10 protein-coding genes are annotated in these 14,569 nt (G+C 69.7%); 2 read left to right on the top strand and 8 right to left on the bottom strand.

Annotated elements, in window-relative coordinates:
• Positions 1–25 precede the first annotated feature (25 nt).
• From ACHMXE_RS15025 to uvrA, 3 genes are all read right to left on the bottom strand, one after another.
• A complete protein-coding gene (locus tag ACHMXE_RS15025) occupies positions 26–1,066 on the bottom strand; it encodes a histone deacetylase family protein (RefSeq protein ID WP_395349978.1) in 1,041 nt (346 codons plus the stop codon).
• 43 nt (positions 1,067–1,109) lie between these two features.
• Entirely contained in the window at positions 1,110–2,159 is a 1,050-nt protein-coding gene (locus tag ACHMXE_RS15020) for an ornithine cyclodeaminase (protein ID WP_395349976.1), read from the bottom strand.
• A gap of 297 nt (positions 2,160–2,456) precedes the next feature.
• Positions 2,457–8,252, bottom strand: coding sequence for an excinuclease ABC subunit UvrA (gene uvrA, locus ACHMXE_RS15015; RefSeq protein ID WP_395349974.1), 5,796 nt, complete (start codon positions 8,250–8,252; stop codon positions 2,457–2,459).
• Between the two features lie 182 nt (positions 8,253–8,434).
• On the opposite strand from uvrA, the gene ACHMXE_RS15010 reads away from it, so the two are divergent.
• Both ACHMXE_RS15010 and ACHMXE_RS15005 read left to right on the top strand, forming a co-directional pair.
• Positions 8,435–9,553, top strand: a complete 1,119-nt coding sequence (locus tag ACHMXE_RS15010) for an ABC transporter substrate-binding protein (RefSeq protein WP_395349972.1) — start codon at positions 8,435–8,437, stop codon at positions 9,551–9,553.
• A 164-nt stretch (positions 9,554–9,717) separates the two neighbouring features.
• Positions 9,718–10,839: an ABC transporter substrate-binding protein gene (locus ACHMXE_RS15005; RefSeq protein WP_395349970.1), complete on the top strand. Its 1,122-nt coding sequence runs from the start codon at positions 9,718–9,720 to the stop codon at positions 10,837–10,839.
• Positions 10,840–10,946: 107 nt separating this feature from the next.
• Here the strand turns inward: ACHMXE_RS15005 and ACHMXE_RS15000 are convergent, their stop codons facing one another.
• From ACHMXE_RS15000 to ACHMXE_RS14980, 5 genes are all read right to left on the bottom strand, one after another.
• A complete protein-coding gene (locus tag ACHMXE_RS15000) occupies positions 10,947–11,108 on the bottom strand; it encodes a hypothetical protein (protein ID WP_172705265.1) in 162 nt (53 codons plus the stop codon).
• Positions 11,109–11,233: 125 nt separating this feature from the next.
• The gene (locus tag ACHMXE_RS14995; protein WP_209543833.1) at positions 11,234–12,928 is read right to left on the bottom strand and encodes an MFS transporter; all 1,695 of its coding nucleotides are present in this window, start codon (positions 12,926–12,928) and stop codon (positions 11,234–11,236) included.
• Between the two features lie 175 nt (positions 12,929–13,103).
• Positions 13,104–13,748 (bottom strand): 2-hydroxychromene-2-carboxylate isomerase, encoded by a 645-nt coding sequence (locus ACHMXE_RS14990; protein WP_395349967.1) that lies wholly within the window; start codon positions 13,746–13,748, stop codon positions 13,104–13,106.
• On the bottom strand, positions 13,745–14,008 hold the full coding sequence (locus ACHMXE_RS14985; protein ID WP_395349965.1) for a DUF1289 domain-containing protein: 264 nt from the start codon (positions 14,006–14,008) through the stop codon (positions 13,745–13,747). Before ACHMXE_RS14985 ends, ACHMXE_RS14990 begins: the two co-directional genes overlap by 4 nt.
• Positions 14,005–14,505: a YbaK/EbsC family protein gene (locus tag ACHMXE_RS14980; RefSeq protein ID WP_093348151.1), complete on the bottom strand. Its 501-nt coding sequence runs from the start codon at positions 14,503–14,505 to the stop codon at positions 14,005–14,007. The genes ACHMXE_RS14985 and ACHMXE_RS14980 overlap by 4 nt, the downstream gene beginning before the upstream one ends.
• Positions 14,506–14,569 lie beyond the last annotated feature (64 nt).

Here is a 14,569-nt window from a genome sequence, read left to right as displayed (position 1 = left end):
GATTTCCTCAAGGCCGCAAGGACATTCAGGCCTGCTCGAAGCCCTCGAGCACGTTCACCGCGTTGACGCCCACCTCGGCCACCGCATAGCCGCCCTCGAACACGAACACCGTCGGCAGGCCCGCGCGCGCGAGGTCCTCGCCCATGCGCAGGTAGTCGTCGCTGCGCAGCCTGAAGCCCGAGATCGGATCGCCCTCGAAGGTGTCGACGCCGAGCGAGACCACGAGCGCGCCGGCCTTCACCTCGGCGATGCGCGCGAGCGCGCTCGTCAGCACCGCGCGCCAGCCCGCGAAGTCGGTGCCGCGCGGCAGCGGCAGGTTGTGGTTGAAGCCCAGCCCCGCGCCGGCGCCGCGCTCGTCGGCATGGCCGAGGTAGTAGGGATAGTCGGTGACGGGATCGGCATGCAGGCTCGCGAAATGCACGTCGTCGCGCGCGTAGAAGATGGCCTGGGTGCCGTTGCCGTGGTGGTAGTCGACGTCGAGCACGGCCACGCGTTCGATGCCCGCGTCGCGCAGCGCCTGCGCGGCCACGGCGGCGTTGTTGAGGAAGCAGTAGCCGCCGAAGAAGTCGGCGCCCGCATGGTGGCCCGGCGGCCGGGTCAGCGCGAAGGCGGCGCGCTCGCCGCCGACGACGCGCTGCGCCGCGGTGAAGGCGCTGGCCGCGCCGTGCCGCGCGGCGGCCCAGCTGCCGGCCGTCAGCGGCGTGCCCGCATCGAAGCCGAACAGGCCCAGGCGCGCGGGGAAGCTCGCGGGCAGCACGTCGGTGCGCATGCCGCGCGTGGGCCAGTACGAGGGCAGCGCGTCGCGTTCGGCATTGGCGGGATCGAGCGCCACCCACTCGCCCCAGGCGCCGGCGATGAAGTCGAGGTAGCGCGGCGCATGCACCTTGGCGAGCAGCGCGTCGGGCAGCGCATCGGGCGCGAGCAGCGGGCCGAGCGCGCGGCGCTCGATCTCGGCCTTGACGTGGTCGGCGCGCGCCGGCACCTCGAAGCACGGCACGAGCTCGCCGCGGAACATCTCGACTTTGCCTTGGTGGAGTGTGTGCCGGTCGTTGTAGATGGTGAGCATGGAACGGGGTCGGCGGCGGGCGCCGTGGCTGGACAGCCGCCCATCATGCCGCACGCCGCAGCACGGCCCGGCGCCGGCCCGCGGCCGTGAGCCCGAACAGGTCCTTGGGATCGTCGAGCTCGGGCACCAGCGCGATCTGCCGGCCCACGCCGCGCTCGATCGCGAGCTGATGGATGTAGCGCAGCGCGGTGTAGTCCTCGAGCGCGAAGCCGACCGAATCGAACACCGTGACCTGGTCCGGCCGCTCGCGGCCCGGCACCTCGCCGAGCAGCACCTTCCAGAGCTCGTGCACCGGGAAGTCGGCCGCCAGCTGCTGGATCTCGCCCTCGACGCGGGTCTGCGGCTCGTACTCCACGAACACGCGCGCGCCGCGCAGCACGCCGGGGTCGAGCTCGGTCTTGCCGGGCGAATCGCCGCCCACCGCGTTGATGTGCATGCCCGGTTCGATCATTCCGGGCTCGAGCACCGTCGCATGGCCCTGGTGGGCGGTGACGGTGGTCACGATGTCGGCGCCGCGCACCGCCTCGGCCACCGAACGCGCGCGCACGATCTCCATCGACGAGCAGGCCGAGAGATGGCGCACCAGCTTGTCGGTGGCATGCGGGTCGATGTCGAACACGCGCACCTCCTCGATGCCCAGCAGCGCATGGAAGGCCAGCGCCTGGAACTCGCTCTGCGAGCCGTTGCCGATCAGCGCGAGGCTGCGCGAACCGGGCCGCGCCAGCGCGCGCGCCGCCATGGCGGAGGTGGCTGCCGTGCGCAATGCGGTGGTCAGGGTGAGCTCTGACAGCAGCACCGGGTAGCCGGTGTCGACCTCGGCGAGCACGCCGAAGGCCATGACGGTGGGCAGCCCGACCGCGGTGTTGTGCGGATGGCCGTTGACGTACTTGAAGGCATAGGCGCCGTCGTCGGCCACCGGCATCAGCTCGATCACGCCGAGGTGCGAATGGCTGGCCACGCGGGCCTTCTTGTCGAACTCGCGCCAGCGCAGGAAATCGTCGCGCAGCGCGTCGGCCAGGGCCGTGAGGAACTGCGGCACGCCGGTCTCATCGACCAGGCGGACCAGGCTGTGGACATCGATGAAGCGGGTCATGGCAGGACTCCTTGCGAGCCCCGGCCGGCGCCGCACCCGATCCGTTCCACCATGGCGGGTCCAGGATGTGCGCCTGCGCCAAGGGTTCGAGTCCATTCTGCGCCGCGCGCGCGGCCGCGGCGAGGCCCGAGGCCCCGACCGCGTCGAGCGCAGGGGCAAGCGCCCGCGCCCGACGGTTCGGGGCTACCGTCCGGCGTTGGGCGACAGCAAGCGCGAAACACCTTCCACCCGTTCACGCTGAGCCTGTCGAAGCGCCGCGCGAGGCTTCGACAAGCTCAGCCCGACCGGTTCGGGATTTCAGCGCGCCAGCACGGGTGCCAGCGCCACGCCCGTGTGCGTGCCCAGTCGCACCACTTCCTCGGGCGCAGCAGCCGCCACCACGCGCCCGCCGCCGTTGCCGCCCTCGGGCCCGAGGTCGACGATCCAGTCGGCCTCGGCGATCAGGTCGAGGTCGTGCTCGATCACCACCACGCTGTGGCCGCCGTTCACCAGCCGGTGCAGCACGTGGATCAGCTTCTCGACGTCGGCCATGTGCAGGCCCACGGTCGGCTCGTCGAGCACGTAGAGCGTGTGCGGCGCCTTCTGGCCGCGGCGCGTGATGTCGTCGCGCACCTTGCTCAGTTCGGTCACCAGCTTGATGCGCTGCGCCTCGCCGCCCGACAGCGTGGGCGAGGGCTGGCCCAGCGTCAGGTAGCCGAGCCCCACGTCCTTGAGCAGCTGCAGCGGATGGCTGATGTTGGGCATGCTCGCGAAGAACTCGACCGCCTCGTCCACCTCCATCTGCAGCACGTCGCCGATGCTCTTGCCGCGCCAGCTCACGGCCAGCGTCTCGGGGTTGAAGCGCGCGCCGTGGCAGACCTCGCAGGGCACCTTCACGTCGGGCAGGAAGCTCATCTCGATGGTGCGCACGCCCGCGCCGTCGCAGGCCGGGCAGCGGCCCTCGCCGGTGTTGAAGCTGAAGCGCGCCGGGCCGTAGCCGCGGGCCTTGGCCTCGAGGGTGTCGGCGAACAGCTTGCGGATGGTGTCCCAGAAGCCGATGTAGGTCGCGGGGCAGCTGCGCGGCGTCTTGCCGATCGGGGTCTGGTCGACCTCGAGCACGCGGTCCACGCTCTGGTAGCCCTCGACGCCCTTGCAGCCGGCCCAGGCCGGTCGCTTGCCCGCGGCATCGGCGTCGCGGCCGGCCTTGGTGCTGCGCTGCTGCACCACGGCCTGCACGTTGGCCAGCAGCACGTCGCGCGCGAGCGTGGACTTGCCCGAGCCGCTCACGCCGGTGACCACCACCAGCCGCTGCAGCGGCACGGTGACCGTCACGTCCTGCAGGTTGTGCATGTCGGCGCCGCGCACCGTGAGCCACTGGCCGTTGTCGGGCGCCTTCGGGTCGGGCGAGGGAATCAGCCGGCGCGCCTGCAGCGGATGCTTGATCGCGTCGCGCAGGTAGCGGCCGGTCTGCGACTCGGCCGCCTGCTCGATGTCGGCCACCGCGCCCTGCGCCACCAGGCGGCCGCCGCGCTTGCCGGCGCTCGGGCCGATGTCGATGATGTGGTCGGCGCGGCGGATCGTGTCCTCATCGTGCTCCACCACCACCAGCGTGTTGCCCTTGTCGCCGAGCTTGTGCAGCGCGTCGAGCAGGATGCGGTTGTCGCGCGCATGCAGGCCGATGGTCGGCTCGTCGAGCACGTAGCACACGCCCTGCAGGTTGCTGCCGAGCTGCGCCGCGAGCCGGATGCGCTGCGCCTCGCCGCCGCTGAGCGTGGGCGCGCCGCGGTCGAGCGTGAGGTAGCCCAGGCCCACCTCCTCGAGGAATTCGAGCCGGCTCTTGATCTCGGGCACCAGGTCGCGCGCGATCTCGGCCTCGCGGCCCGCGAGCGAGAGGTTCTCGAACCAGGTGCGGATGTCGGTCACGCTCATGCGCGCGAGCTCGGTGATGCCGATGCCGCCCTCGCCCCAGCCCGGCGTGCCGGCATGCGCGTGGACCGCGCCGCCGCCGAACAGCACCGCGCGCGCTGTGGGGTTGAGCCGCGTGCCCTTGCAGGTCGGGCAGGCCACGTCGCCCACGTCCTCGGCGTCGGGCTCGGCGAAGGTCTGCTCGCGTCCCTTCTGGTCGTCGGCCATCACCGAGTCGTCGAAGATCTTGCGCTGTTCCTTGCTGAGCTTGACGCCGGTGCCCACGCAGTCGGGGCACCAGCCGTGCTTGCTGTTGTAGCTGAACAGGCGCGGGTCGAGCTCGGCGTAACTGGTGCTGCAGACCGGGCAGGCGCGCAGGGTCGAGAACACGCTGACGCGGCCGATGCCGGCGGCCGTCACGCCGGCCATCATGGCGGCGCGCAGGCCGTCCATCTCGCTGAGCACGTGCACCACGCCCTTGCCGTGCTCGAGCGCCTTCGTGAGCGCCTCGCGCAGCTGGTTCTCGTTCGTGGGCAGCACGTCGAGGCTGGCCACGGGCAGCTCGATGCTGTGTTCCTTGAAGCGGTCGATGCGCGGGAAGCCCGCGGTCGGCAGGAAGTCGCCGTCCACGCGCAGGTGCGTGAAGCCGCGCGGCCGCGCCCAGTCGGCCAGCTCGGTGTAGACGCCCTTGCGGTTGCTCACCAGCGGCGCGAGCAGGCCGATGTGCTGGCCCTTGAAGTTGCGCATCAGCTGCGCGGCGATGCTGTCGGGCGTCTGCGGCTGCACGGCCGCGCCGTCCTTCACGCAGTGCTGCACGCCGAGCTTCACGAACAAGAGGCGCAGGAAATGCCAGACCTCGGTGGTGGTGCCCACCGTGCTCTTGCGGCCGCCGCGCGACAGGCGCTGCTCGATCGCCACCGTGGGCGGAATGCCGTAGACGGCATCGACCTCGGGCCGGCCCGCGGGCTGCACGATGCTGCGCGCATACGCGTTGAGCGATTCGAGGTAGCGGCGCTGGCCTTCGTTGAACAGGATGTCGAAAGCCAGCGTGGACTTGCCCGAACCGCTCACGCCCGTGACCACGCTGAACTTGCCGCGCGGGATGTTGACGCTGAGGTTCTTGAGGTTGTGCTCGCGCGCGTTCACGATCTCGACCGCGTCGGCGCCCGGCGCCTTCTTGGCCTGCGCGATGTAGCGGCGCGCCGCGCGCTCGGCCACCTTGTAGGCGCCCGGGCCGATCGCGAGCTCGTAGTCGGCCAGCGCGGCGCCCGTGAGCGAGGCGCGGTTCTCGCGCAGCTGCTCGGGCGTGCCCTCGGCCACCACCTGGCCGCCGCCCTCGCCGCCTTCGGGGCCGAGGTCGATGCACCAGTCGCTGGCGCGGATCACGTCGAGGTTGTGCTCGATCACGATCAGCGAATGGCCGGCGTCGAGCAGCTTGCGCAGCGCGCGCATGAGCCGCGCGATGTCGTCGAAGTGCAGGCCGGTGGTGGGCTCGTCGAACAGGAACAGCGTGCCCTTGCGCGCCACTGCCTGCTTGCTCGAGGTCGCGCCCTTGGCGGCCTCGGCCAGGAAGCCCGCGAGCTTCAGGCGCTGCGCCTCGCCGCCCGACAGCGTGGGCACGGGCTGGCCCAGCTTGACGTAGTCGAGGCCCACGTCGGAGATCGGCTGCAGGACGCGCAGCACGTCGCGGTCGGCATCGAACAGCGCCGCGGCCTCGGCCACGGTCAGCTCGAGGATGTCGGCCACGTTGAAGCTCTTGCCGTGGCGCTCGATGCGCACCTCGAGGATCTCGGGCCGGTAGCGCTTGCCGTCGCAGTCGGGGCAGCGCAGGTAGACGTCGGAGAGGAACTGCATCTCGACGTGCTCGAAGCCCGAGCCGCCGCAGGTGGGGCAGCGGCCGTCGCCCGAATTGAAGCTGAACTTGCTCGCGGTGTAGCCGCGCTGGCGCGAGATCGGCGCGGTGGCGAAGATCTCGCGGATCGCGTCCCAGGCGCCGACGTAGCTCGCGGGGTTGGAACGCGCGGTCTTGCCGATCGGCGACTGGTCGACGAACACCACGTCGCCGAGGTGGTCGGCGCCGAGCAGGCGGTCGTGCGCGCCGGGCGTCTCGGTGGCCTTGCCGAAGTGGCGCATCAGCGCGGGCGCGAGCACGTCCTGCACCAGCGTCGACTTGCCCGAGCCGCTGACGCCGGTCACGCAGACCAGGCGCGCAAGCGGGAACTCGACGCTGATGTCCTTGAGGTTGTGCTCGCGCACGCCCTCGAGGATGAGCCGGTGCGTGTTCTCGCTGACCAGCCGCTTGAAGCCCATGCCGATCTTCTTGCGCCCGCCCAGGTACTGGCCGGTCAGCGTGTCGGCGTCGCGCAGCGCGTCGGTGCTGCCGTCGAACACGATCTGGCCGCCGCGCGCGCCGGGGCCCGGGCCCATGTCGATCACGCGGTCGGCCGCGAGCATCACGGCCGGGTCGTGCTCGACCACCACCAGCGTGTTGCCCGCGTCGCGCAGCCGCAGCATGGCCTCGGTGATGCGGTTCATGTCGCGCGGATGCAGCCCGATGCTGGGCTCGTCGAGCACGAACAGCGTGTTGACCAGCGAGGTGCCGAGCGCGGTCGTGAGGTTGATGCGCTGCACCTCGCCGCCGCTGAGCGTGCGGCTCTGGCGGTCGAGCGTGAGGTAGCCGATGCCGACGTCGTGCAGGTAGCGCAGCCGGGTCGTGATCTCCTCGAACAGCAGCTTGAGCGCCTGGACCTCGCCGGCCGCGCTCGAGCGCTGCGTCTCGCCGGCCGTGGCGGTGCCGCCGGCCGTCATTCGGTCGAACAGCTGGCGCAGCCGCTCGATCGGCAGCAGCATCAGGTCATGCAGGCACAGGCCCGGCAGCGCCTCGAGCTGCGCGCGCGTCCACTTCACGCCGATGGGCATGAAGCGCTTCTCGGGCGGCAGCACCGCGTCGGCGTCTTCCTTGCTGCCGATGCGCCACAGCAGGCTTTCGAGCTTGAGCCGCGCGCCCGCGCAGGTGGGGCACGGCGTGTAGCTGCGGTACTTCGACAAGAGCACGCGGATGTGCATCTTGTAGGCCTTGCTCTCGAGGTAGCCGAAGAAGCGGCGGATGCCGTACCACTGCTTGTTCCAGTTGCCCTCCTTGTAGTTGGGCGTGCCCTCGATCACCCAGTGCTTCTGCTCGGCGGTGAGCTTGTTCCATGGCGTGTCGCGCGGAATGCCGGCGGCCTCGGCATGGCGCATGAGGTCGTCCTGCGCCTCCTTCCAGGCCGGGGTCTGGATGGTCTTGACCGCGCCCGCGCGCAGGGTGAGCTTGTCGTTCGGGATCACGAGGCCGAGGTCGACGCCGATCACGCGGCCGAAGCCGCGGCAGCTGTCGCAGGCGCCGACGGCCGAGTTGAACGAGAACATCGAGGGGATCGGGTCGCCGTAGCGGATGTCGCTCTCGGGGCAGTGCAGGCCCGTGGAGAACTTCCACACGTCCGTCGGAGCGTTCTCCTCGGCCCCGGTCGCATGCACCGTCACGCGCCCGCTGCCGCGCTTGAGCGCGACCTCGATCGCCTCCACCACGCGCGAGCGCTCGGCGCTCGAGACGCGGAAGCGGTCGGCCACCACGTCGAGCACCTTGCGCGGCCCGGTGGGCGTGGCCACCTCGCGCTCGGCCTGCACGCGCGTGAAGCCGCTGGCCGACAGCCACTGCGTGACCTCGTCGGCCGTGGTGCTCGCGGGCAGCTCGACCGGGAAGGTCACGACCAGCCGCGGATCGCCCGCGGCCGCGGCGCGCTCGACGATCTGCGCATAGATGCTGTCGGGCGAATCGTGGCGCACCGGCAGCGCGGTCTCGCGGTCGAACAGGTCGGCCGCGCGTGCGTAGAGCAGCTTCAGGTGGTCGTTGAGCTCGGTCATCGTGCCGACCGTGGAGCGCGAGGAGCGCACCGGGTTGGTCTGGTCGATGGCGATCGCGGGCGGCACGCCCTCGACCTTGTCGACCGCCGGCTTGTCCATGCGGTCGAGGAACTGGCGGGCGTAGGCGGAGAAGGTTTCGACGTAGCGCCGCTGGCCCTCGGCGTACAGGGTGTCGAACACGAGGCTCGACTTGCCCGAGCCGCTGGGCCCGGTGACCACGGTCATCTCGCCGGTGCGGATGTCGAGGTCGAGATTCTGGAGGTTGTGCTGGCGTGCGCCACGGATGCGGATGGAGCCCTGTGTCATGAGTGCCTTGGGGGTGGGGCAAACATTCTAGGGAGTGGTCCATGACGCGCCGGTGCACCCCGCTGTAAGGACGGTGGCCGCGCAGGGGTTTGTCCGAATGGTGAATTTAATACTTTTAGAAACAAATAAGGCGTTGGTTTGCAACGGTGGCAGCGCCATCGCAAAAGAAGGGACGAGCACACATGACGAACAAGCACGGCCGCCTGCGCGCGGCACTGATCGCGCTCGGCGCGCTGGTTCTGCTGCCCGCGCAGGCGCAGATCCTGATCGGCCAGACCGCCGGCATGACGGGCCCGGTGGCCGCCAGCGTCAACGAGACCATCGGCGGCGCGCAGCTCGTGATCGATGCCGCCAATGCGCAGGGCGGCGTGCACGGCGAGAAGATCGAGGTGGTCCGGCTCGACGACGGCTTCGACGTCAAGCGCGCGGGCGAGAACGGCCGCGCGCTGATCGAGGACAGGAAGGTGCTCGCGCTCTTCATGAGCCGCGGCACACCGCATTCGCAAGCCATCATTCCCTGGCTCGACAAGCACGGCGTGGCGCTGATCGGGCCCTCCACCGGCGCGATGGTGCTGCACAAGCCGGTGCAGCGGAACGTGTTCAACGTGCGCGCCACCTACCAGCGCGAGGCCGAGAAGGCGGTGCAGCACCTGCTGACCATCGGCATGGTGCGCATCGCGGTCGTGCACGTGACCGACTCCTTCGGCGCCGATGCGCTCGAGGGCGCGATGACCGGCTTCGGCAAGGCCAAGGCCCAGCCCGCGGCCACCGTGCCGGCCGACCGCGACAAGCCCGACTACGCGGCCATCGTGCCCGCCATCGTCCAGGCCAATGCGCAGGCGGTGCTGTGGATCGGCTCGGGCAGCGCGGTGGTCGACGGCATCAAGGCGCTGCGCGCGGCCGGCTCGGCGGCGCAGGTGGTCACGCTGTCGAACAACGCCTCCTCGGGCTTCATCAAGCAGCTCGGCGACGCCAGCCGCGGCGTGGTGGTCACGCAGGTGTTCCCGAGCGAGCGCTCGATCAGCTATCCGATGGTGAAGGAGGCGATCGCGCTCGCGAAGGCCAAGGGACAGAACGAGCTCTCGCCCGCGGCGCTCGAGGGCTTCGCCTCGGCCAAGGTGCTGGTGGAGGCGCTGCGCCGCGCCGGCCCCAAGCCCACGCGCGCCCGCGTGGTGGCCGCGCTCGACGGCCTGCGCGACTACGACCTCGGCGGCCTCGAGATCAGCTACACGCCGCAGGACCACAGCGGCATCGATTTCGCCGACCTCTCGATCATCAGCGAGGGCCGCTTCAAGCGCTGAAGCGCCGCCTTTCCCTCTCGACGAAGCCGGGCCCAGCGCCCGGCTTTTTGCTTTTGCAAACAACGGTTTTACAGGGTTTGCACGAGGAATCGCATGTCACGTCTAGCTACACATAATTGCATTTGCTGACATGGGCACGAATCCCGACGGGAAAGGTTTTGTCGATGAAGAAGAAGAAAAGCATCCCGCGCCTGCGCGCCGCTGCGTTGCTGATCGCGCTCGCGGCGACCGGCACCTCGGCCCAGATCGTGATCGGCCAGTCGGCCGACCTGTCGGGACCGGTGGCGGCCAGCGTGAAGGAGACGATCATGGGCTCGCAGTTGGTCATCGACCAGGTGAATGCCCAGGGCGGCATCAACGGCGAGCAGATCGAGGTCATCCGCATGGACGACGGCCTCGATGCCAAGCGCTCGCTCGAGAACTCGCGCATCCTGATCGAGGAAAAGAAGGTGGTCGCGCTGCTGCTCAACCGCGGCACGCCCAACACGCTCGCGGTGATCCCGCTGCTCGACAAGCACGGCGTGCCGCTGGTCGGCCCCTCGACCGGCGCGATGGCGCTGCACAAGCCGGTGCAGAAGAACATCTTCAACGTGCGCTCCACCTACCAGCGCGAGGCCGAGAAGGCGGTAGTGCACCTGCAGACCACGGGCATCCAGCGCATCGCGGTGGTGCAGGCCGACGACTCCTTCGGCAAGGACGGCCTCGAGGGCGCGAACCGTGGCTTCGAGAAGGCCAACCTCAAGCCGGTGGTGATCGCGCTGGCCGACCGCAACAAGCCCGACTTCGCGGCCATCGTGCCGAAGCTCGTCGAGGCCAATGCGCAGGCCGTGCTGTGGATCGGCTCGGGCACCTCGGTGTCCGACGGCGTGAAGGCGCTGCGCGCCGCGGGCTCGGCCGCGCAGGTGGTCACGCTGTCGAACAACGCGGCCTCGGGCTTCATCAAGGACCTCGGTGGCGCGAGCCGCGGCGTGATCGTCACGCAGGTGTTCCCCTACGAGCGCTCGTTCGGCAATCCGCTGATCAAGGAGGCCCTGGCGCTCGCCAAGGCCAAGGGGCAGGAGGAACTGTCGCCCGCGCTGCTCGAAGGCTTCGTGGCGACCAAGGTGCTGGTGGAGGCGCTGCGCCGCACCGGACCGAAGCCCACGCGCGCGCGGCTGCTGGCCACGCTCAATGCCTTCCAGTACGACCCGGGCGGCGGGCTCGACATCTCGTTCTCGCCGACCGATCACACCGGCATCGAATACGTCGACCTCTCCATCGTGAGCGACGGCCGCTTCAAGCGATGAGAGCCCCCCGACTTTTCACGCCGCTGCGCGGCGTGTAACTCCACCCCCCCGAGGGGGAGGCGCGGCCGCCTTGGGGCGGCCCGGCGGCGGCCGCAGGGCATCGCGGCTTACTTCGGCGCGCTCGCGGCCGCAGCCGGCGCGGCAGGCGCCGGCTCGTGCACTTCCACGCCGTGCTTCTCGCCCGACATGTCGACCTTGTCGCCGGCCTTCGAGATCACGTACAGCGCGATGGCCGCGAAGATGGCGAAGCCGACTGCGATTTTCCACATGGGTTCTGTCTCCTGAGAGGGGTAGTGCTGGGTTCAAGAAAAAGGCCTCATGCCGAGGGTCGGCATGAAGCCTCTTTGTTGAACGGAGGGCGCGCGGCGCCCTCCTCTCATCGGCGCCGTGGCGCTCAGTCGTGGGCGTAGATGTCCACGTCCTTGGTCTCGCGGATGAACAGCGTGCCGATCACCAGCGTGATGCCCGCGATGATGATCGGGTACCAGAGGCCGTTGTACATGTTGCCGGTGGAGGCCACGATGGCGAAGGCGGTGGTCGGCAGCAGGCCGCCGAACCAGCCGTTGCCGATGTGGTACGGCAGGCTCATCGAGGTGTAGCGGATGCGCGTGGGGAACAGCTCGACCAGCATCGCGGCGATCGGCCCGTAGACCATGGTCACCAGCAGCACCAGCCAGAACAGCAGCAGCACCGTCAGCACCTTGTTCATCTTCGCGGGGTCGGCCTTGGCCGGGTAGCCAGCGATCTTCAGGTCCTCGGCCACGCCCTTCTTGAAGGCGGCGATCTCCTTGGCGGAGGTCTCGTCGAACTTGAGGTTCACGACGTTGCCGATCGGTGCTTCCACCGTCTTGTCGCCGATCTTCACGATGGCCTTCGAACCCGGCGCGCCGGCCACGTTCTCATAGCTCACCGAGTTCTGCACCAGGTAGCGCTTGGCGATGTCGCAGGAGCTGCGGAAGTCGATCTCGCGTGCCACCGGGTTGCCCTGGAACGAGCAGGTCGCGGGGTCGGCGGTCACGGTCACGCCGGCCGTGGCCTGGGCGCGGGCGAGGTCGGGGTTGGCGGCCTCGGTCAGCATCTTGAAGACCGGGAAGTAGGTCACCACGGCCAGCAGGCAGCCGGCCATGATGATCGGCTTGCGGCCGATCTTGTCCGACAGCGTGCCGAAGACCACGAAGAACGGGGTGCCGAGCAGCAGCGCGGCGGCAATCATCAGGTTGGCGGTGGTCGCATCGACCTTGAGCTGCGCGGTCAGGAAGAAGAGCGCGTAGAACTGGCCCGAGTACCAGACCACGGCCTGGCCCGCGGTCAGGCCCACGAGCGCCAGGATCACGATCTTCAGGTTCTTCCACTCGCCGAAGGATTCGGCCAGCGGCGCCTTCGAGGTCTTGCCCTCGGCCTTCATGCGCTGGAACGCCGGCGATTCCGACAGCGACAGGCGGATCCACACCGAGATGCCCAGCAGCAGGATCGAGACCAGGAACGGAATGCGCCAGCCCCAGTCGTTGAACACCGCTTCGCCCAGGCCTTCGCGCACGCCCAGGATCACGATCAGGCTCAGGAACAGGCCGAGCGTGGCCGTGGTCTGGATCCACGAGGTGTAAGCACCGCGCTTGCCGTGCGGCGCGTGCTCGGCCACGTAGGTGGCGGCACCGCCGTACTCGCCGCCGAGCGCGAGGCCCTGCAGCATGCGCAGCGCGATCAGGATCACCGGCGCCGCGACGCCGATGGTCGCGTAGCTGGGCAGCAGGCCGACGATGAAGGTCGACAGGCCCATGATCAGGATCGTGACCAGGAAGGTGTACTTGCGCCCGATCATGTCGCCGAGCCGGCCGAACACGATGGCGCCGAACGGACGCACCAGGAAGCCGGCCGCGAAGGCCAGCAGCGCGAAGATGAAGGCCGCGCCCGCATCGAGGCCGCTGAAGAACTGCTTCGCGATGATCGCCGCGAGCGAACCGTAGAGGTAGAAGTCGTACCACTCGAACACGGTTCCCAGCGAAGAAGCGAAGATGACCTTCTTCTCCTCCGCCGACATGGGCCGGGGGGCCGGATGCGGCACTCCCCGTGAATCTAGTGTGGCTGCCATTGATCGTCTCCTGTGTATGCGTTCATGCGGCGCCCGAATTCGGGACCGTGGGGCATTCTTGGAGGCGCGACTGACCCGAGCCTTTCGCGAAACTGAACGGGCGCTTACGGATTAAGGTGAAACCCTCGACGCACGTTTCAGCCTGTAAGAAATGCAGCCTGGCGGCCGACGATGCTCAGTTTTTGCTGCTGCGCAGCAGGGCCGGACGCTGGTCTGCCTCGGCCCATTGCGGGCCGTCGAACCAGGCATCGCCCGCGAGGTAGGCGCGCAGCATCGCGAGGCCGTCGAAGCCCCAGAACAGCCGGCCGTCGACCGCATAGGCCGGCGTGCCGAACACGCCGAGCGCGATCGCGTCCGCGGTGTTGCGCTGGAGCAGGGCCTTGTTCTCGTCGCTGCCGGCATCGCGACGCGGTTGCAGTTGCGCGGTGAGCGCGGCCAGCCGCGCGGGATCGACCGCCTCGAGGCCGCCGCGCCAGACGTGGCGAAAGACGGTCTCGGCCACCAGCCGGCTCACGCGGCCGTCGTCGCAGGTGGAGAGCGCGAGCCGCAGGTGCGCGAGCGGGTTGTAGGGATGCGAGGCCGGCATCGCGATCTCGATGCCGTGCTGGTGGCCCAGCCACAGCACGTGGCGGTAGGTCCAGCCGCGCTTGGCGGGAATCTCGGCCGGCCCGAGCTGGCCGTGCGCCTTGAGCACCGCGCCCAGCAGCACCGGCCGGTAGTCCACGCTGTAGCTCAGGCCCTCGAGCGCCTGCGGCAGCTGCTCGAACGCGAGGTAGGCATAGGGCGAGATGAAGTCCAGGTAGAAGTCGATGTGCTTCATGCGTCGATGTCTCCGATGGCCGGCGCCCGCCAGATGCCGGCCCGGGCCCGCCACTCTATCGCGCGCCAGACCTGCCGCCGCTCGTCGTCCTCCATGCGGCTCCAGCCCGCGATCTCGGGGATGGTGCGCAGGCAGCCCTCGCAGAAGCCGCTGAGCCGGTCCATGCGGCACACCGAGCTGCAGGGCGAGGGCACCGGCTCAACCCGCTCGCGCAGCTCGGCGGCGCGGTCGGCCAGGGCCCGCGCTTCGGCGACGTTCACGCCGCGGCCACCACCACGTCGGCCACCGGCGCGCCCGTGAGCGTCTCGAGGTCGTGCGGGCGCAGCTGGAACACCGCATGCGGATGGCCCGCGGCGGCCCAGATCTCCTCGAAGCGGAAAAGCTCGCGGTCGATCAGCACCACCGGCTTCGTGACATGGCCCACGGGCGATACGCCGCCGATGGTGAAGCCGGTGCGCGCCTTCACGAAGTCGGCGTCGGCGCGGCCGGTCTTGCCGACGATCGCGTCGACCTTCTTCTCGTCGACGCGCTTGTCGCCCGAGGTGATGACGAGCACCGCGACCTCGTCGCTCTTGCGCCGGAAGATGATGCTCTTGGCGATCTGGCCGACCGCGATGCCGAGCGCGTCGGCCGCCTGCTGCGCGGTGCGGCAGGCGTCGTCGAGCATGCGCGGCGCATGCGGATGGCCGGCGTCCTGGAGCACGCGCGCGACGCGCTGGACACCGTCGGGAAGGGAATGGAGTTCGGAGCCGCACATGGCTTGGGTCTTCGGAGGTTCGTGGGGGCGTGCGCCCCGCGTTGCAGGCACCCGAGCATACGAA

This window comes from Variovorax sp. UC122_21 (assembly GCF_044056785.1).
Taxonomy (GTDB): domain Bacteria; phylum Pseudomonadota; class Gammaproteobacteria; order Burkholderiales; family Burkholderiaceae_C; genus Variovorax.
Note: the sequence above shows the minus strand (reverse complement) of the source record. Positions and strands in the feature narration are given on the sequence as shown.

Bases quoted from the DNA above. Each gene is read 5' to 3' on its own strand.
- ACHMXE_RS15000 (WP_172705265.1), bottom strand. From the start codon at position 11,108: ATGTGGAAAATCGCAGTCGGCTTCGCCATCTTCGCGGCCATCGCGCTG.
- ACHMXE_RS15025 (WP_395349978.1), bottom strand. From the start codon at position 1,066: ATGCTCACCATCTACAACGACCGGCACACACTCCACCAAGGCAAAGTC.
- ACHMXE_RS14995 (WP_209543833.1), bottom strand. From the start codon at position 12,928: ATGGCAGCCACACTAGATTCACGGGGAGTGCCGCATCCGGCCCCCCGG.
- uvrA (WP_395349974.1), bottom strand. From the start codon at position 8,252: ATGACACAGGGCTCCATCCGCATCCGTGGCGCACGCCAGCACAACCTC.
- ACHMXE_RS14980 (WP_093348151.1), bottom strand. From the start codon at position 14,505: ATGTGCGGCTCCGAACTCCATTCCCTTCCCGACGGTGTCCAGCGCGTC.
- ACHMXE_RS15005 (WP_395349970.1), top strand. From the start codon at position 9,718: ATGAAGAAGAAGAAAAGCATCCCGCGCCTGCGCGCCGCTGCGTTGCTG.
- ACHMXE_RS14990 (WP_395349967.1), bottom strand. From the start codon at position 13,748: ATGAAGCACATCGACTTCTACCTGGACTTCATCTCGCCCTATGCCTAC.
- ACHMXE_RS15010 (WP_395349972.1), top strand. From the start codon at position 8,435: ATGACGAACAAGCACGGCCGCCTGCGCGCGGCACTGATCGCGCTCGGC.
- ACHMXE_RS15020 (WP_395349976.1), bottom strand. From the start codon at position 2,159: ATGACCCGCTTCATCGATGTCCACAGCCTGGTCCGCCTGGTCGATGAG.